Consider the following 17,981-nt stretch of genomic DNA (forward strand, 5'->3'; position numbering starts at 1 on the left):
TGCGCTCCTCGGCCGATACCAGAGTGGATTCAAACGACTTGTATCCTTTGACTTACATTCTCTACTCGTTTCGTTACAACAAGTTTTAGCTTTATAGCAGGTAAACGTAGGCTATGAAGCCCACTCCCATCTAACTTGCCCATTATTGGGCAAAATCTAATCCTTATTGCTCCAGAGGTGCTATCCGAATGTTGTCTGCTACTCACTCTAAATTTATTCGCTTTCTCCAGGAAGAGCTTTCACTTTCAACGTCTTCGATCGCCCTCGCATTACGATATCGAGAACAGAACCCTGGCCCCTTGCCGATGATTCTCTGGCAGTATGGATTAGTTACAATAGAACAGCTTGACAGAATCTATAGCTGGTTAGAATCCTCCGATCGCTAAATTCTTCTACGATCAAAGAACTTCCCCTAATGGTCTGATGGTTAAAGCTTGAGGGTTGGTGGAGTGAAACTTCTATTTCTAGACCAGACGGGCAAATCTGGTGGTGCAGAACTCTGCTTGCTTGATATTGCAACTGCTTACCAGAACTCCTGCCTAGTCGGTCTATTTGAAGATGGGGACTTTCGGCAGCGATTAGAACAGCGAAAAATTCCAGTCCAGGTTTTAGCTGAAAAAGCGATTGCGGTTCGCAAGTCGAGCGGAGCGATCGCGGGCTTATTGAGTCTGGGTCAATTGCTTCCGTTAATCCACCGGGTTGCAGGCTTGAGTCGTGAATACGATGCAATCTACGCCAATACACAGAAAGCGTTAGTCGTCGGCGCGATTGCGAGTACGCTGTCCCGCCGACCCTTGATTTATCATTTGCATGACATTCTTTCGCCCGATCACTTCAGCCGCGCTAATCGCCGCATCGCGGTATGGATGGCAAATCAAGCCAGATTGGTGATCGCAAATTCCAAGGCAAGTCGAGCCGCATTTATTGAAGCAGGCGGCAATCCAGCGTTAGTCGAAGTGGTTTACAACGGATTTGAGCCGGAAGCCTACGCAGTTGAAGTAGAGACGAATGAGTTGCGATCGTCGCTCGGCTTGACTGGACGATTTATCGTGGGTCACTTCAGCCGCCTATCGCCCTGGAAAGGACAGCACGTTCTCATCGAAGCATTGCAATATTGTGACGAAACCGTTAGTGCAGTCTTTGTTGGAGATGCACTGTTCGGAGAGCAAGCCTATGTTCAGCAGCTACAGCAGCAGGTTCAGCAGCTAGGACTGCGCGATCGCGTGAAGTTTTTGGGGTTTCGCGAGGATGTGATTCCACTGATGAAACTGTGTGATGTCGTAGCGCATACCTCGATCGCAGCTGAACCTTTCGGACGGGTGATTGTGGAGTCGATGCTCTGCGGTAGACCGACGATCGCAGCCGCGTCTGGTGCGGCAGTAGAGCTAATCGATCCGGGTGTAACAGGATGGCTGACTCAATCTGGGGATGCAAAAGCCCTAGCAGGAGCGATCGAATCCTGCCGCAAATTCCCAACCGAAGCGGCTCAAATTGCTGCTTTTGCTCAACAGCAAGCTTGTCAAAATTTCCAACTTACTCAGACTAATGCTCAAATTCACCAGCATTTGCAAAATCGGCTCTCTCCAGTGAACTATGTCGAGAAAGCTAACTGAACTTCATTAGCGCTAACCTGTATTCCAAACTACAGGGGGACGAATTTTCTCTAGAATTACCTCACTCTAAGATTTTATCTTCGTCTAAAAATATGGCTGTTCGCCCACTTTTGATCACTGATAAACCACTGATCAGCGTCTTTCTGCCCGCTTTGGCGGGAGGAGGAGCCGAACGCGCCATGTTGTACCTTGCTGTCGGACTAGCGGAGCGGGGTTGGCGAGTCAATTTAATTGTGGCAGAGGCAAAAGGCGCTTATCTCGATCGCGTTCCGCCTGATGTTCAGCTAGTCGATTTGAAGGCAAGATTTCCTGTAATTTTGTCTAAAACGCTCGCCCTCCGTCACTATCTCCAACAGGCACAACCTGCCATTCTATTTTCAGCTTTAGACATCCTGAGTTCGGCGTATTGGGCGCGATTGGGCACAAATGTTGCGACTCGCCTTGTAATGTGCGTTCAAACATATTTATCAGAACAGTTTAAAGATGATCAAAGACCAACCTTCGGCAAACTGCGATCGCGCATGGTGCAATGGCTTTATCCCAAATGCGATGCGATCGTTGCCGCTTCCTGGGGAACCGCGAAAGACGTGTCAGAGTTGACACACCTCCCGTTAGAGCAGATTCAGGTGATTTACAATCCTGTAATTACTGAAGAAGTGTTTCAAAAAAGCGAAGAACCGCTAGAGCATCCCTGGTTTCAGCCCGGCGAGCCGCCCGTGATCTTAGGAATTGGGCGATTGGTTAGCCAAAAAGATTTCCCGACTCTGATTGCAGCGTTTGCGAAAGTGCGAGAACAGCGCCCAGCTCGATTGATGATTTTAGGCGAAGGGGAAAAGCGATCGTCGCTAGAAGCTTTGATTCACACCCTTGGACTCGATGCAGAGGTGGCGCTACCTGGATTTACAGAGAATCCCTATGCCTACTTATCAAGAGCAGCAATATTTGCGCTGTCATCGCGGTTTGAGGGATTTGGCAATGTGGTTGCAGAAGCTTTAGCTTGTGGTGTCCCTGTTGTGTCTACAGATTGCCCTAGTGGTCCTGCTGAAATTCTAGATTACGGAAAATACGGTAGGCTAAGTCCAGTCGGTGACGCAGCCGCCATGACTACCGCAATTCTAACCCTGTTAGAGGCTCCAGCCGATCGTGCTGCGCTAAAACGTCGATCGCAATTATTCGAGCGAGATCGCATCGTCGATCAGTATGTGGCACTTATAGAACGCTTGCTATAGCTAAGATGCGAATTCTTCATGTTCTCAATCACGCTCAGGATGTCGGTAACGGCATCGTGAACGCCGCGATCGATCTTGCCTGTTGGCAAGCACAGGCGGGATTGGAAGTTGCGATCATATCCAGCGGTGGGGAATATGAATCTTTGATGAAGCAATATCGAATCCGGCATTTCACGCTCAAAATTCCTCGATCGCCTCTGGATGTTATTAAATTTGCTCGCGACTTCCGAGAAATTACGCAGATTTTTTTACCCGATGTAGTACATACCCATATGGTGAGGGGCGTAATTTCCGCAAAGGCATTACGCGGAAACTCCGATTATGTCTTGGTTTCGACCGTGCATAACGAATGGCAATTCCACGCCTCTTTGATGGGGATCGCCGATCGAGTGATTGCCGTCAGTCGATCGGTTGCACGATCGATGCAACATCGCGGCATTCCCTTACAGAAGCTCCACATCGTCGCCAACGGCACGATCGGAAGCCCGCGCCGCCCACCGCTCGATCACGTCAAACCCTTACCACTTCAGCATCCTGCGATTACGACCGTTGCTGGACTCTATCCCCGTAAAGGAATTCGCGACTTACTTGAAGCCTTTGTGCAGGTAGCTGACGAATCTCCAGCCGCCCATCTATATTTAGTAGGAAACGGACCTCATCGGGCAGCGTTTGAGCGGCAAGCTCAGCAAAGCGCTCACTCAGGGCGGATTCACTTTGAAGGATTTCAAACTGAGCCACAACGCTACCTGCTCTCGACCGACATCTTCGTGCTTGCCTCGCGTCAAGAACCGTTTGGACTGGCACTCTCTGAGGCGCGAGAAGCGGGATGTGCGATCGTAGCAAGCAACGTGGACGGGATTCCCGAAGTCCTAGAGGGTGGAAACGCAGGTCAACTCGTTCGATCCGGAGACGTGAAAGCGCTCTCCCAAGCACTCTTAGGGCTGCTTCGATGTCGCAAAGACCTCGAATCTTGGAAACACCGCGCCCAGACGAATCTCGACTGGCTGCGAGTGGAACGAGTGCATCAAGAAACGCTAGAAGTGTACCAGGCTGCGATCGCAGAAATGACTCGGACTGTTTGTGCTTAGGAGACTTAAAAGATTTATGGATTTGAATTCAGCAGTTAGAAAGGTTCAGCCTAACCCGCTGATGATAGTGACACTACTTGGATTGACAGCGATGCCTCTGGCGCAAGCGACTCCTGCCCTGGCGCAAAGTTCAGGCAGCCAGACTCAATCGGCTCCTGCTGCCGTGCGGGTCGATGAAGGCTACTTGCTCGGCTCAGGCGATCGCCTCCGAGTTGACATCTTTGGTGTACCAGAATACAGCGGCGAATATCAAGTCATGGCAGACGGCTCGGTTAACTTCCCGCTTGCCGGGAGCGTGTCCGTGCAAGGACTGACGCTGCGCCAAGCCTCTGCGACTGTCGCAAAACGCTACAGTGAGTATCTCACCCGCCCAGTCATTACCATTAGCCTCCTCGCCGCCCGCCCGATTCAAGTTGCCGTTTCCGGCGAAGTCTCGCGCCCTGGAACCTATACGACCACCCTAAACGACACGGGCATTCCTACCTTGAGTCGCATGATACAAATGGCAGGCGGCATCAAGCAATCCGCCGATCTCAAGCAAGTTCAGGTGAGTCGTCGCCGTCCGGGCGGAAGCGGGATGCAGACGTTTAATGTGGACTTGGGCAAGCTGCTGCGATCGGGCGATTTGTCGCAAGATGTGCAGCTACGAGATGGTGATAGCGTGATCGTTCCCGCCGCAACCGCGTTAAATTTCGCGGCTTCAAGCGACTTGGCAAATTCAAGTTTAGGCGCAAGTTCCGATCGCCCCATCAGCGTGATTATCGCAGGTGAGGTGAACCGCCCAGGGCCGCAAACCGTCCGGGGTGAAACGATCGCCGTCTCCGATGCGGGTGCAACCGTCACGCCCGGACAGCCCGCAACGACGCGGCAGCGACTCCAAGCTCCGACGGTAACCAGAGCGCTCCAGCAAGCAGGCGGCATTACGCAACGGGCGAATATTCGCGATATTCAGGTGCGCCGTACTGTCTCAGATGGAGCTGAGCAAGTGCTCAAAGTCAATTTGATGAGCCTGCTGCGCGAAGGCGATGCCAAACAAGACCTCATCCTCCAAGAAGGCGATCGCGTGATCGTGCCCATGGCAACGGTGGCAGTTACGCCAGAAGATGCCGCAATTATGGGTCGCGGAGTCATTTCGCCTGAACTGATTACCGTTAACGTTGTGGGGCAGGTCGAGCGACCCGGTGCCGTTCAAGTTGCGCCCTATACGACAATGAACCAGGCGTTACTTGCGGCAGGTGGATTTGCGCGAGGTGCGAAGCGTGATCGCGTTGAGTTCATCCGACTTCAGCCGAATGGAGCGGTCGATCGCCGCAGCGTTGATATTGATTTTTCACGAGGCATTGACCAAGCGAAGAATCCACCGCTGCAAGCAGGCGATACGATCGTAGTTCGCAAGACCGGATTCCAAACCTTTACCGAAGGCTTGGGTCAAGTCTTGAGTCCAGCGCTTGGAATTTTTGGGATTTTCCGTTAAATTTCAACTCAGTTCGATCCAAAGGGAACGAGGCTTGACTACCATAGAAGCAGCCTTGTTCCCTTATTCTATTGATTTGTAAAGCCAATCGTTCAGTTAAGGAGATTAAATCACTCTTTATTCTGAGGCAGAAAGCCAAAGAAACCAGTAGACTGAATCAAAGCAAACTTTCTACTTCATTCCAGGAGAATGAATGAGTGAGTAATCACAGTCGTACTTGGTCGATCGCGTAGGATGGTGAAGTAGATGGGCGAGCTAGAACGCTGCTATCAATTATTAGGATTAGAGCTTGGAGCCTCGCTTGAAGAAGTGAACCAAGCTTACAAAGATCTTGTGTTTATTTGGCATCCGGATCGCGTCCCCAAGGATAATCCGCGTTTGGTTCAAAAAGCAGAAGCGAAAATCAAAGAGCTAAACCATGCGCGGGATATGTTGCGATCGCATCTGAAAAACGGGACGGCTGCGAAACCCACTGCGGCACAGCCAAAACCGGCATCGCAAACCTACTACCAGTCCTACTATTACCGCCCACCGACTCACTCGACGAACGCTCAAACGAACGGGCGACAAACCGGACAGGCTCAGGGGCATTCGACCAATGGACATTCCCAGGGGCACTCGACGAACGGACATTCAGCGAATGGTCACTCAAACGGGCATTCGTCCAATGGGCACTCGTCAAACGGACATACCCCCCGTCCGGGTCACCAAACCTACCAACCTTATCCTCGTCCGAACTATTCCGCGAATGGTCGATCGGATCAGACGCGATCGACGGATGCGAGTCGAAAAGCTGAACCGCCCAAATCCCCAGACAATACGCAAAATTACTATCGTCAGTCGCATTACCGCGCAGAGTATCACCATCCACCGAAGTCTCCGGCACGCCCTCAAATGCCGGACATGACCGGAAAGGACTTGAGCGGACAGAACTTGAAGGAGAAAGATCTTTCTGGCTATAACCTCAGTCGCGCCAATCTCTCTCATGCTGACCTAAGCGACACATTTATGCACAAGGCAAATCTTGAAGGGGCGAAATTGGAGAAAGCAAACTTGTTTCGGGCGAACTTGCTAGAAGCGAATTTGTGTGGGGCAGATTTGCGCGAGGCGAATTTGATTGGCGCAGATTTGAGTGGAGCGGATTTACGCGGGGCAGATTTGCGCGGAGCAAAAGTTGGGTTTGAAGATCGGGTGATGGTAAAACTCACCGGAGCCAATCTTCAAGGCGCAATCATGCCCAACGGTAAGGTTCACGGAGTGCAGTCTTCCTAGCGTTGCAGAAGCTCCAGCCTATAGTTTGTAGAACTTTAGGGTTAATGAACTGATCCAATCAGCGTCAACCACCCGCCAAAATAATTCCTTTCATGTTCAAGAGCGTGACGGAGGCACCGAATCTGCTGAAAAAGGAGTGCCGTAGTGCTGTTTGATCCAGGACAAGTAGGAGCCAGAGCGCACTTGCTCAATCCAGTCTGGGTTCTCTAAATACCAGTGGATCGTTTTGCGTAATCCGCTTTCAAAACTTTCCTGCGGTTGCCAATCGAGTTCAGCCAGAATCTTGCTGCTATTAATAGCGTATCGTCGATCGTGCCCCGGTCGATCTTTCACAAACGTAATCAGCGAGGTGTAATGAAAATCTGGTTTAGGGACTAGCTCTTGAAGAATTGCACAAATTTGCTCAACCACCGTGATGTTTCTGCGTTCGCTATTTCCCCCAATGTTGTAGGTTTCACCCACTTTTCCTTTTTGGAGAACGAGTTGGAGTGCGTCGCAATGATCTTCCACATAAATCCAATCTCGAATATTTTGACCATCTCCATAAATGGGAAGCGCTTGACCCTCTAGCGCGTTCAGAATCATTAGTGGAATTAGCTTTTCAGGAAACTGCCGAGAACCATAGTTGTTAGAACAGTTGGTCGTGAGTGTTGGCAGTCCGTAGGTATGGTGAAATGCCCGGACTAAATGATCTGAACTAGCTTTTGAGGCGGCATAAGGACTGTTGGGAGCATAGGGGCTGTCCTCACAGAATGGCAAATCATCTAGACCAAGTGATCCATACACTTCATCAGTTGAGACGTGCAGGAAGCGAAATTTTTCTTGTTTGTCTGCGGAAAGACGCTGCCAATAGTCTCTAGCTGCCTCTAAGAGTTTGAAGGTTCCTACAATGTTTGTGGTAATAAAATCATCTGGGCTGGAAATCGATCGATCCACATGGCTTTCTGCCGCGAAGTTGAGAATGGCATCGGGTTGATGCTGCTCCAGCAGTTGATTGACGAGTTCGGCATCCCCAATGTCACCTTGATAGAATTTGTAGCCCGAATCTTCTGATAGGGTCGATAAGGTTTGAGGGTTACTTGCGTAGGTCAACTTGTCCAGGTTGACAATGCTGCTCCAATGTTGGTGCCGCGCTTTCAAGATGTAGTTTGAGCCGATAAAGCCCATCCCACCAGTCACTAGAGTTTGCATACGATGAGTAAGTTATGAAATGAATCGCAGGCGAATTTAAGCGCCCGATCTCAATACGGAATCACGTACTTTAGAAGCCAAGTTTTGATGAGGACATTCCCCGTAACTTCGGTTTTCTTCACTCAGTAAGAGGGTCTTGCAATTGAGTAAGACCAGTCTACCCGAATAAAAATTAATTACTGAAAATGTCGATTTCAACGGGGATAGATGAACCTCGTTTAGAAAGTATAAGTAGCGCTCAGACAAAGCCCAGCACAAGCTAGTTCAACTAGCGCAGTTCATAGCGATCGCCCATTCCTTTTAATCCCAGCAACGGGACTGAAACTCCATCAGCAAACAGCAATGATGCAAAATACTTGCCACGATCAGAACCTTTAATCGTATGGGTCGAGTTCAATTCATCTTTGCTTGCAAACACAGTGCTCACGATCGTCTTGAAGACGTGAGCACTGTGTTTAGCTGGACAGTACGCCTATCGGATTGCTGCTTGTCCTGAAGCAATAGATGCTAGTCCTGCATTTGTAGGAGATGGAGCCTTTCGCGCAGCCAGGTAAAGGGAGCTGCCCAATTGATCGCGCCGTTAGGGGCGAAATAGGGGAGCGCAATCAGCGAAATCACAGCGACTACTATGAGCAGCCAGGAAGCCCATTGAGGTAAACCGAATCTACCTGTAAAGCGATTGATTAATTGCAAAAGAATAAGGGTAACACCGAGAACCAGCACTTGTACGGGTAATTGGCTCACAAAGAATGCTACACCCGCGATCGCAAGAATTGGTAAAAGAAAGGCTACCAAAGAGCGAAAACTTACAGGAATTAGGGATGTTTTAGGGTTACCCGCTTGCACCCACCAGTAGAACGCTTGGATTAATCGACTCAAAACTTGGAAAATAGGGTTATTTCTCACATATTGAGCCGCGGGAGGCGATTCTAGGATATTTCGTAAAACCAGTCCCACTCGTGCTAAAGTCCCTGCAAGAATAATACGTGGAATATTTTCCTCTGCTTTTTCAGCACCAACCTGATATTGATTGCGGAAATAATGTTCCAGTTTCTCCTGGTCATTCAGCAGTTCCTCAAGCGGAGCCTTAACTAATTCCTTGACTGCAAACGGAGTCACAGCTTGATCCAAATAGCCATCTGTTGCACAGAATTTCGGCTTGATCGATTCCCTCAAACATTTAAGTGCTTTGTCCACCTGCTCATTCATAGAGCCAATGATGGTCGTCGATGTAGGAGAAGCATTTTTTGATTGCATTTCTGCTTTACCTATCTCTAAAAGCTTCTCTAAGAAGCCATAGAGGCTATGAATCGAGACATCAGGGCTCTTGATAAACTCCTGGAGGTATTGAGTTACTATTTGGCGATTAGATGCTTCAGAGGCTGGAAAGCTAGCTTTAAGTATCCTGTCAAAATATTTCTTGCATTCCTTAGGAGACTGTGATTTAGACTGATTTGATAGGTACCTGGCAATGTTTTGACGTGTTCTAGAATGAAGCAATTGATCGAGCAGTTGGTTGATGATTTGCAAGGCTTTTAATTGCGGATCAGACGAACTCGGAATTTTGATGCATTGGTAGCTTACATCTCCCGCCTTGGAGGGAATCGCTTGTTGACTCCAAGCAAGTTGATCGGCGATCGCATCTTCTAGAACGCAGCCTAGGTCAGACTTCAGAATCGATCGATGAGCGGCTGTAACGAGCGTTTCCCAGAAATCTTTGAGCGGATGATTGGTCCCATCCTGATCCTGTAGGATTTCACCAAGAGCCATCTGCTGTAGCGTTTTCTTAATCTCCTTTTTTTCGGTTGGCGTTGCCTCCGGTAGTGTTTCCTCCACTAATTGATCAATGTAATCGGCTCTGGCTTCTTTTGTATCACATTGACGATTCAGAAAATGAGAGAAGCGAGATCGAGAATCTGGTGCCATGAGAGACTCTGGTGTAAGCGTTGCTTCTACAATTCGATTTAAGCCGTCTAAACGACCCCAGAGAATATCATTCGATCGCCAATTTTTTTTGAAGAAGCCGCCGAATGCTCTCAGTTGATCTCCAGCCAGTTTATTTTCGGGTAGACGACGACTAAAACCGAGTTGAGCATCGTTCGGACTAATGCGAAAAATCTCAAGCTGTTCCTTAGCTTGCAGCCCTGATAGGTACTCATAAGCATAAACCGACTGATCGATATTTCTGAAGCACTTAAACAGCCTTAATAATCTTTTGCGTTCAGGTTCTTCAAGGTCGCTCTCTTGAATCAGTTGCGCTGTTGCTTCTTCTACTAAAAACAGAATGCTTAAACTTTGATTTTCCTGCCGATCGAAATTGTACTGGCTGTTCCAGATCGAATCAGAGTGAGCTGAATCAAGTTTATCCGGAGAACTTAGCAATTCCCAACTTCTTTTTCTCAGTTGAGCGAGTACGCCGGAAATGCGGGATGAAATCAAATCAGTACTCCACTCACTCTCTGTTTCCGCTCCAGAGAAAAGAGAACCCGGAAGAGTTTTGAAAAAGTTAGGTGCAGTCTTGGCAGAAGGTTGAGCTTGCTCAGGGCGATCCACTTCTGAAGTGTTGAGAAACCTTTGATCGCTCTCTGGATCAAACTCTGGCAGGCAGTTAGCATCCAGCAGAAAACGATGCAGTCGCAGCAAGTAGTCATAGATAGGCTTGCGCGCCTGGTCACGGTTTCCAGCATTCCGAATGATTTCGAGAAACCTATCGCTGACGGCAGGAAAAGACAGCATCTCCTCCAGTCCTGCTTGAATCACAATTAGCAGTTCCATCTGAGATTTAATCTTAAAAGCTAGCTGCCGCAGCTTTTGATGCGCTCTTTCATAAGCTGGATCTTCCATCCATTGACAAAGCTTCTCCAACAGGAAGAAATGCTTTCTTCGAGCATAATCAACCTCAAGATTTCGAATTTCATAGCCTAACTCATGCAAGAGCTGATCACGATCGATTTGCTCTTTTGGGTTAGCACTATACTGTGTAATAAATTCGGCTGTCTTTTCTAGTAATCTTTGTTGATTGTGTGGACTATCATTCTTGGGGTCTGAACGGTCAACTTGTTGAGCTTTAAGCATGAGCGGCAGAATTCGATCGCGCAGACCCACCAATCGACAGCGCAAATAAACTTCTTCTGCTGTAGGTTCACCGCTCGATCGAGGTTGCATCTCTGAGGGCTTTTGTTGCTCTTCTGCCCTCTCAGCACTCCTCTCTGCAGTACCGCGCAAAAATTTGTAGCGGCGAACCTTTTCATTGCGATTTTGAATCTCGTTTAAATCATTAGCAATGCTCTCATATCGCGGCATACCAACAAGCGAATCTAAGGCAGCCTCCCAGATGCTTGGCTTGCTCATTTGATTAAACTTAAGACTTCCCAAAAATTGATCAGGACTGGGATCAATGTAAAATAATTTTCGATTGACAGGACGATAGGCAGTGCGTCGATAAATTTGGTCGATCGTATAGCTAAACGGGCGATTGTCTAGTACACCCCCATCTACAAAATGGAGTTGATACCCCTCCTTCTCCGGTTTTTTCTCCGGTAATGCTCGATCGGCTAATGCTCCCCAGCGCACAAGTCGCTGATCGATTGGATCTATTTTCGATACTTCTTCTGCTTCTGTATGAATGGCTGTCCAATCAGCTTGCTTCGTTTTAGTTGTCTTTGTGCTGGGGGGAGGAGGCAGTTCGACGCTGACAACGGGAAAAGCAACCGGGAAGCAAGAGGTAATTCGGCAGAGCTTAGCAAGGGCTTGATGGGTGACTGGGGAAGGTTGAAAGGGGTGTTTACGTCCCTCGCGATGTTTCAGCAGAAACACAGCGCGATGATCTTTAACTTCAATAATGCAGCCCGTGTTATCGAATGCTTGATACACTTTACCTAAAGTATCTGTACCCGTAACAAATAAATCCAGTTCTTTAGATTCAGAAAACCACTCTCCTGGTTCCGCAGGAGGCTTCTGAGCAAAAGCTTTTTGAAAGGCAGCTTCCAATTGATTTTGATAGTATTCTTCACCATCTAAGAGCGAATCTATGTCTTTTTGCTTTAGGTTTCGTAGAAGTTTACTAATGTCTCCATCTTCTCGCCAAATATCAGCAAAATTCTTAAAATCAACAACAGTGTCTCGATCGCTGTTGGTTAAGGCATAGCTCAACAGTACGCCATTAATGCCTCCGGCTGATGTTCCTGAAACGACATCCACAATAATGTCAGAGTCGGTCAATGCTTTGATCAGCTTATAAATACCTCGACCTCGCACTGCATTGTAGAACTCTCGACAAACCCCATTCATATAAATTGCCAGAGACACACCGCCATAGACGACTAAACCCAAACGAAATTCTTGCTGAAATTCGATCTTTTCTAGAAGTGGTGGATGTGAAGACATAGGAATTACACAGTTTTAGGTTAAAAAGAATTACAGATGAACTTGTCATCTTTGAAAGACTGTTCCGATCGCTGAGCTTGCCTTTTGCTAAGTTTCAAAGCAGGGTTAGCGTTGCAAGTACGCCGAGCAACGCTTCGCTTTATTTGAACAAACGTTAGTGAACGACGATTCCACAATCCTGTTATGCTAACCTTTGATGGCTAACGCTCTATCGCATCTGTTTTGTGTAGCTAGACAGCAACTTTAAGCTTAAGAGCTAACTCAAGCAAAGATACCTTAGCACTCAGACAGCTTCATTGCAGCGGTTTTAAGCGTGGCTGCATTAGCGTTTGAGCAGTAGGTGCATAGACTAACTTTGAAGCGGTAACAGATTTTGTCTAGCGACTAGAATCTCTCCATGAATCTACAAACCATGAATCTACAAAGACAATGTTTGGATACCTAACTTTCTACCTAAAATTGCTGCACTCTTCCGCCGAAAGCCACATTTTGTAATAACTAGCGTGGGTAGCGTGGCGTTTCGCTTGCAGGGATAGCACTAGGCTTTGCAAACAGATAGCCTTGTGCAAAAGTTGCACCATGCTTTTGCAACCAGTGTAACTCTGCGATCGATTCAATGCCTTCTGCTATTGTTGGCACACCGAGCGCCTGAGCAATCTCTAATAGCTTTGCAGTGATTGAAGCTTTATAAGGGTCTTGATCAACATTCCGAATCAACGCCATATCTAACTTAATAAAGTCAGGGCGTAACTGATGTAGTAGGTTTAAGCTCGAATATCCCGCACCCAAATCATCAAGCGCCACTAAAAAACCCGCGTCTCGATAGTATTTCAGCACGGTTTTGAGATGATTGAGGTCTTGCGGTGTATCTGTCTCTACCACTTCAAACACAATACGCTCATGAGCAATGCCTGCTCTGTCGATCGCTTCTACGGTACTCCGTAAGCAAGACACGGGATCATAAAGAGCCGTGGGCATGAAGTTGATAAAAATGTGGCTGTTCAATTGATGTTGGCTGGCGTGAGCGATCGCGCTGAGACGAGCGACTCGATCAAGTTGTGGGAGCAAATTTGCTTTCGTGGCTTGCTCTAAGATTAATCCCGGCATCACTAAATTACCGTCGGCATCTAGACCCCGCAGGAGAGATTCATACGCATAAATTTGAGAAGTATCCTGAGTCGAGACAATCGGTTGAAAATAGGTTGTAAACCGTTCGGCTGTAAGCATCTCGACCAGCCAGTCGCTTTCGTTCCGTCCAACAAAGTGCTGTAGTGAGGTGATATCGCTAAAGTCGTGCAGTTGGGGTTGAGCCATACCCTGTAAAAACAAAACCCGCGTCTCTCCTAGCTCTCTAGGCGCAAGTAGGTGAGCAATCTTGGCAGCAACTTCCTGAACCTGTCCAGTTTTGCAAGTCACCCTCAGCCCCGATCGTGCTTGCATAAGTTCATAGTCAAAGGCAGCTTGCTTGAGAAAAGGAATGACTTTGATCAAGGCGTGGGGAACTGGAAACCAGATGAAAAGCTGTCCTGCACCGGAGGGGCAGCCAACTCTAGGATTATGACAAACACAGGTTTTAGCGACTGGTAGAGGCTGGCTCATCGGAATAGCTTTCAAACTTACTTTATTTAATCTAGTGTTTCCGCACTCTCTCACTGGATAAATACCTCTAAAGGAGTAGATTGAATCCTACTCATATGGGGATGAAACAGATTACAACATCTCTATTGATAATTTGCATCAGCACAAAAACTTAATTAAAAAAAAACAATACTCTATCTTTTGTTGCAATCGAGTTACGAGAGGTTAGAGGCAAAAAACTATAAAGGCTCTTGGCAAAATCAACCGTAGATCCCGAATTGAGAATTAAATCTTGATAGCTATAAAGTTCCCGTTGGCGCTATCTATGTCACGATCGATTTCAACGTCAATTTTGCAATCGATGAGTGAAATCAGATTGATCAATATTGGATTTGGCAATATCGTCTCGGCTCATCGGGTGATTGCGATCGTCGCTCCAGAATCCGCCCCGATTAAGCGCATTATTCATGATGCCCGCGAACACGAAAAGCTCATTGATGCCACCTATGGGAGACGTACCCGTGCAGTCATCGTCATGGATTCCGGTCACATTATTCTTTCGGCGATTCAACCTGAGACAGTTGCTAATCGATTTCTATTCACCAAAGACAGTACGGATATCTAGAATTTGAAAAATCATCCCAATCCTTCACCCTTTTATTAACTAATTCAGTCGAGTTGCAAGCTATACTCACAGAATCAGAAAACTGGGAACACTAGCGCACAAAATTATTACGTAGCTATGAGCAAGGGTAGACTCATTGTTTTAACAGGGCCAAGCGGCGTCGGCAAAGGAACCTTGCTTCGATCGCTTCTTCAGCGCCACGAGCAGCTTTATCTCTCAGTCTCCGTCACCACCCGATCTCCCCGTCCTGGAGAAGTCGAGGGCAAAAACTATTACTACGCCACTCGCCCTCAATTTGAGCGAATGGTGGCACAGGGAGAATTTTTAGAATGGGCAGAATTTGCGGGAAATTGCTACGGTACACCCCGACGCACTGTGGAAGAGAAAATTCGCGAAGGCAAGTGGGTCATTCTGGAAATCGAGCTTGATGGCGCTCGCCAAATCCGCAAGTCATTTCCAAGCGCGCTCCAAATTTTCATTGCACCCCCTTCGATGGTGGAACTCGAATCCCGCATTCGAGGACGCGGCCAAGACTCTGAAGCCGCGATCGTGCGTCGGCTGGAGAGAGCTTGGGAGGAAGTTGATGCGGCTGGAGAATTCGACCTTCAGGTGGTCAACGACGATTTAGAGCGTGCGGTAGGAGAAATTGAGCGCACGCTGTTTAAGCCAGTTGCCGCAGTGTGTTAATCGCATTACGACACGCAGAGGTGTGCGGTTAATTTCACTACACAGCAAAACGAGTGGGCGATCTGTTTGGATACCCACTCGTTTTGCTGTGTAGCAGTTTTACAGTCCGCTTGTGAAGTTTTTGAACAGCGCTAGATTGGTGAGCAGGAAGTACGCCAAGGCTGCACCGCCAACACCGCCCACTAAGAAGCCAGCAGCATATTCGTTCCAACCATGTCCGGTTTTGAGTTCCGAGGGTGGGTTCGGAGTGGTGATTGTGGTCATGGGTGCCGGCGGATTGCTTGCGCCGTAGAGCGAAATTGCCAGCGTAGAGATAATCAGGAGTCCGATCGTGCTGAGCAATCCGGCTAAGTTTGCCAAGTCGGTGTCACGCAGAGGGCCCAATTTTGCAAAAGGGCCAATAATCCAATAGCCATGAGCGAGTCCCACTTCTAATCCACGGCGCAGCGGGGAGAGACCTTCGCGATAAGCGGGGAGGGCGTTGATATAAGTCCGAACGAGCGGGGACGCATTAATTGGTGTTGCGAGGTTGCCATTTTGAATATCAAAGGCAGGATAGATAACCTCTTTATTACGAGGATCGTCAGGACGATCGGTCGCTTCTGGATGTCTAAGAATTTGCATAAATGAAATGTCCTGTTTTACAAGGGTGCTGGAAGCGTATTGTAGGGGGTTCGTTTTTGCGGCTTCATCACTCTCAAGACACAACCTGAATAACCCGTTCTCGAAGAATGTAAGAGTTTATGAACGGTGCGATCGATTAAACGCCTGAGCTTAGATAATCACAAAGTCATCCCACGACTTAACCAAGTTTCTTTATAAAGATTTAAGATTTTGCAACATCGTGCCCCAAACTGAGGAATCCCCCCTATCTTTAGGAAAGTTCCAGCCTGTTATTCATTTGCGATGGAAAGGTGAAGTATGTCGTTTAGCCCCACCCCAAATTATCTACGATCGCTCTTGTTAGCCAGCTTGCTGAGCTTTCTTGCACCGATCGCCTTGATCGGGGGAACAATCGCGCTGCTGCTGTTGCTTGGCGTTGTACCGGGATTGATGCCTTTTGGACAAGCTTGTGCGGCTCAAATCCTGTCGTTTCTTGAAACGTTTGGAAATGGTAGCGCTTGGGAAGGAGCGATCGTGATCGGCTGTACCTGCGGTGTCGTCGGTGCTCTATTTGATACCTATATTTTTACGGTGACTCACTCGCTGACCTTGAGCAAGCCGCTCTCGAAATAAGCCATTGCCGACAAAACTCCCTATGCTAGAGAACATGCCTTAAGAGTTCGTTGACATGGTGAGAATAAGTCGGACGATCGTAATCTTTGTTTTAGTGTTTCTGTTGGGTTGGGGTAGCGTTCCTGGAATTAGCGTAGCGCGGACGCTGCCTTCACAGTCGATTCAGCCTTATCTGGATCGAGTGATCCAAAACGTGACCGAGTTTAAGTTAGAAAATGGTCTGAAGTTTATTGTTTTAGAGCGTCATCAAGCTCCAGTGGTTTCGTTTGTAACTTATGCAGATGTGGGTGGAGCGGATGAACCGGAAGGAAGAACCGGAGTCGCACACTTCCTAGAACATTTAGCGTTTAAGGGTACCACTCGGATCGGCACACAGAATTTTCAAGCGGAAAAGCCGTTATTAAACCAGCTAGATCAGCTTGCAGCACAGATTAAAACGGCAAGAGAGCAAAAGAAAGATGTTCGCACCTTGCAAGCGGAGTTCGATCGCGTTGAAGCCGAAGCCACGAAATTGGGACGGCAAAATGAATTAGGACGCATCGTGGAGCAAGCAGGTGGCGTGGGGCTGAATGCCAATACTTCGGCAGATGCCACGCGCTATTTCTATAGTTTTCCGTCTAACAAATTAGAGCTTTGGATGTCGTTGGAGTCAGAACGCTTTCTCGATCCGGTATTTCGAGAGTTCTACAAAGAGAAAGCGGTGATTCTAGAAGAGCGGCGATTGCGGACGGAGAATTCACCGATCGGGCAATTGATCGAAGCGTTTACGGGTACTGCCTTTAAGGTTCATCCCTATCGCCGTCCGGTGATTGGTTATCCAACTGATTTAGCCAATCTCACCCGACAAGATGTGCAGACCTTCTTCGACACGCATTATGTCCCGAATAATTTGACGATCGCGATCGTGGGCGATGTCAATCCAACCGAAGTGAAGCGTCTCGCTCAAACCTATTTTGGTCGCTACAAAACGAAGCCCGCGCCGCCGGAAGTGGTTGCCGTTGAGCCGCCACAAACCCAGCAGCGTGAAGTCAGTTTGAAGCTACAATCTCAACCCTGGTACGTAGAAGGCTACCACCGTCCTGCGTTAAATCATCCGGATAACGTTGTGTATGAAGCGATCGCGTCAATTTTGAGCGATGGGCGCACTTCTCGGCTGTACCGATCGTTAGTTGAAGAGCAGAAGGTCGCATTAGCCGCTCAAGGAATTAACGGCTTTCCGGGCGATAAGTTTCCGAATTTGATGCTGTTTTATGCGCTGACCGCTCCGGGTCGATCGATTGAAGAAGTCGCGCCTGCTCTGAGAGCCGAAATCGATCGCCTGAAAACTCAGCCTGTTTCGGCGCAAGAACTCGATCGCGTCAAAACTCAAGCGAGAGCCGGATTATTACGATCGCTCGATTCCAATATGGGCATGGCTCAGTCGCTATTAGAGTACGAAGTCAAAACCGGAAACTGGCGCAACTTATTCCAGCAAATTGACGCGATCGCCAAGATTACGCCTGCTGATATCCAGCGAGTTGCAAACGCCACGTTTACCGATTCCAATCGCACGATTGGACGAATTTTGTCGCAAGGATAAACCACTCTATTGATGTGATGCGT

At 48.1% G+C, this 17,981-nt stretch carries 15 protein-coding genes; 10 read left to right on the forward strand and 5 right to left on the reverse strand.

Annotation, left to right across the window (positions count from 1 at the left end):
• The first annotated feature begins 188 nt into the window (after window positions 1-188).
• From H6F51_25345 to H6F51_25370, 6 genes are all read left to right on the forward strand, one after another.
• Window positions 189-386: a DUF2949 domain-containing protein gene (locus H6F51_25345; GenBank protein ID MBD1825800.1), complete on the forward strand. Its 198-nt coding sequence runs from the start codon at window positions 189-191 to the stop codon at window positions 384-386.
• Between the two features lie 63 nt (window positions 387-449).
• On the forward strand, window positions 450-1,613 hold the full coding sequence (locus H6F51_25350; protein MBD1825801.1) for a glycosyltransferase: 1,164 nt from the start codon (window positions 450-452) through the stop codon (window positions 1,611-1,613).
• A 92-nt stretch (window positions 1,614-1,705) separates the two neighbouring features.
• Complete coding sequence (locus H6F51_25355) at window positions 1,706-2,842, forward strand: glycosyltransferase (GenBank protein MBD1825802.1); 1,137 nt, start codon at window positions 1,706-1,708, stop codon at window positions 2,840-2,842.
• Window positions 2,843-2,847: 5 nt separating this feature from the next.
• A complete protein-coding gene (locus H6F51_25360; protein MBD1825803.1) occupies window positions 2,848-3,930 on the forward strand; it encodes a glycosyltransferase family 4 protein in 1,083 nt (360 codons plus the stop codon).
• Window positions 3,931-4,021: 91 nt separating this feature from the next.
• The gene (locus H6F51_25365) at window positions 4,022-5,404 is read left to right on the forward strand and encodes an SLBB domain-containing protein (GenBank protein ID MBD1825804.1); all 1,383 of its coding nucleotides are present in this window, start codon (window positions 4,022-4,024) and stop codon (window positions 5,402-5,404) included.
• A 246-nt stretch (window positions 5,405-5,650) separates the two neighbouring features.
• Window positions 5,651-6,676: a pentapeptide repeat-containing protein gene (locus H6F51_25370; GenBank protein MBD1825805.1), complete on the forward strand. Its 1,026-nt coding sequence runs from the start codon at window positions 5,651-5,653 to the stop codon at window positions 6,674-6,676.
• A 96-nt stretch (window positions 6,677-6,772) separates the two neighbouring features.
• Here the strand turns inward: H6F51_25370 and rfbB are convergent, their stop codons facing one another.
• The 4 genes from rfbB to H6F51_25390 form a co-directional block, all read right to left on the reverse strand.
• Window positions 6,773-7,867, reverse strand: a complete 1,095-nt coding sequence (rfbB, locus tag H6F51_25375; protein MBD1825806.1) for a dTDP-glucose 4,6-dehydratase — start codon at window positions 7,865-7,867, stop codon at window positions 6,773-6,775.
• A 268-nt stretch (window positions 7,868-8,135) separates the two neighbouring features.
• On the reverse strand, window positions 8,136-8,294 hold the full coding sequence (locus H6F51_25380) for a hypothetical protein (GenBank protein MBD1825807.1): 159 nt from the start codon (window positions 8,292-8,294) through the stop codon (window positions 8,136-8,138).
• A gap of 80 nt (window positions 8,295-8,374) precedes the next feature.
• Window positions 8,375-12,253 (reverse strand): patatin-like protein, encoded by a 3,879-nt coding sequence (locus H6F51_25385; GenBank protein MBD1825808.1) that lies wholly within the window; start codon window positions 12,251-12,253, stop codon window positions 8,375-8,377.
• Window positions 12,254-12,751: 498 nt separating this feature from the next.
• Window positions 12,752-13,852: an EAL domain-containing protein gene (locus H6F51_25390; GenBank protein MBD1825809.1), complete on the reverse strand. Its 1,101-nt coding sequence runs from the start codon at window positions 13,850-13,852 to the stop codon at window positions 12,752-12,754.
• A gap of 340 nt (window positions 13,853-14,192) precedes the next feature.
• Here H6F51_25390 and H6F51_25395 point away from each other — a divergent pair, with 340 nt between their 5' ends.
• Entirely contained in the window at window positions 14,193-14,456 is a 264-nt protein-coding gene (locus H6F51_25395) for a DUF370 domain-containing protein (protein ID MBD1825810.1), read from the forward strand.
• A gap of 117 nt (window positions 14,457-14,573) precedes the next feature.
• The gene (gene gmk / locus H6F51_25400; GenBank protein MBD1825811.1) at window positions 14,574-15,143 is read left to right on the forward strand and encodes a guanylate kinase; all 570 of its coding nucleotides are present in this window, start codon (window positions 14,574-14,576) and stop codon (window positions 15,141-15,143) included.
• Window positions 15,144-15,242: 99 nt separating this feature from the next.
• On the opposite strand, the gene H6F51_25405 is transcribed toward gmk, so the two are convergent.
• Window positions 15,243-15,767: a photosystem I reaction center subunit XI gene (locus H6F51_25405; protein ID MBD1825812.1), complete on the reverse strand. Its 525-nt coding sequence runs from the start codon at window positions 15,765-15,767 to the stop codon at window positions 15,243-15,245.
• 297 nt (window positions 15,768-16,064) lie between these two features.
• Between H6F51_25405 and H6F51_25410 the strand changes: the two genes are divergently transcribed.
• Window positions 16,065-16,379 carry a hypothetical protein gene (locus H6F51_25410; GenBank protein ID MBD1825813.1) on the forward strand — a complete coding sequence of 105 codons (315 nt, stop codon included), beginning with the start codon at window positions 16,065-16,067 and terminating at the stop codon, window positions 16,377-16,379.
• A gap of 55 nt (window positions 16,380-16,434) precedes the next feature.
• The gene (locus H6F51_25415; GenBank protein MBD1825814.1) at window positions 16,435-17,958 is read left to right on the forward strand and encodes an insulinase family protein; all 1,524 of its coding nucleotides are present in this window, start codon (window positions 16,435-16,437) and stop codon (window positions 17,956-17,958) included.
• Window positions 17,959-17,981 lie beyond the last annotated feature (23 nt).

The organism is Cyanobacteria bacterium FACHB-DQ100, from assembly GCA_014695195.1.
In the GTDB taxonomy this organism is placed as follows: Bacteria; Cyanobacteriota; Cyanobacteriia; order Leptolyngbyales; family Leptolyngbyaceae; genus Leptolyngbya.

Bases quoted from the DNA above. Each gene is read 5' to 3' on its own strand.
- H6F51_25345 (MBD1825800.1), top strand. From the start codon at position 189: ATGTTGTCTGCTACTCACTCTAAATTTATTCGCTTTCTCCAGGAAGAG.
- H6F51_25355 (MBD1825802.1), top strand. From the start codon at position 1,706: ATGGCTGTTCGCCCACTTTTGATCACTGATAAACCACTGATCAGCGTC.
- H6F51_25360 (MBD1825803.1), top strand. From the start codon at position 2,848: ATGCGAATTCTTCATGTTCTCAATCACGCTCAGGATGTCGGTAACGGC.
- H6F51_25365 (MBD1825804.1), top strand. From the start codon at position 4,022: ATGCCTCTGGCGCAAGCGACTCCTGCCCTGGCGCAAAGTTCAGGCAGC.
- H6F51_25370 (MBD1825805.1), top strand. From the start codon at position 5,651: ATGGGCGAGCTAGAACGCTGCTATCAATTATTAGGATTAGAGCTTGGA.
- rfbB (MBD1825806.1), bottom strand. From the start codon at position 7,867: ATGCAAACTCTAGTGACTGGTGGGATGGGCTTTATCGGCTCAAACTAC.
- H6F51_25385 (MBD1825808.1), bottom strand. From the start codon at position 12,253: ATGTCTTCACATCCACCACTTCTAGAAAAGATCGAATTTCAGCAAGAA.
- H6F51_25390 (MBD1825809.1), bottom strand. From the start codon at position 13,852: ATGAGCCAGCCTCTACCAGTCGCTAAAACCTGTGTTTGTCATAATCCT.
- H6F51_25395 (MBD1825810.1), top strand. From the start codon at position 14,193: ATGAGTGAAATCAGATTGATCAATATTGGATTTGGCAATATCGTCTCG.
- gmk (MBD1825811.1), top strand. From the start codon at position 14,574: ATGAGCAAGGGTAGACTCATTGTTTTAACAGGGCCAAGCGGCGTCGGC.
- H6F51_25405 (MBD1825812.1), bottom strand. From the start codon at position 15,767: ATGCAAATTCTTAGACATCCAGAAGCGACCGATCGTCCTGACGATCCT.
- H6F51_25410 (MBD1825813.1), top strand. From the start codon at position 16,065: ATGTCGTTTAGCCCCACCCCAAATTATCTACGATCGCTCTTGTTAGCC.
- H6F51_25415 (MBD1825814.1), top strand. From the start codon at position 16,435: ATGGTGAGAATAAGTCGGACGATCGTAATCTTTGTTTTAGTGTTTCTG.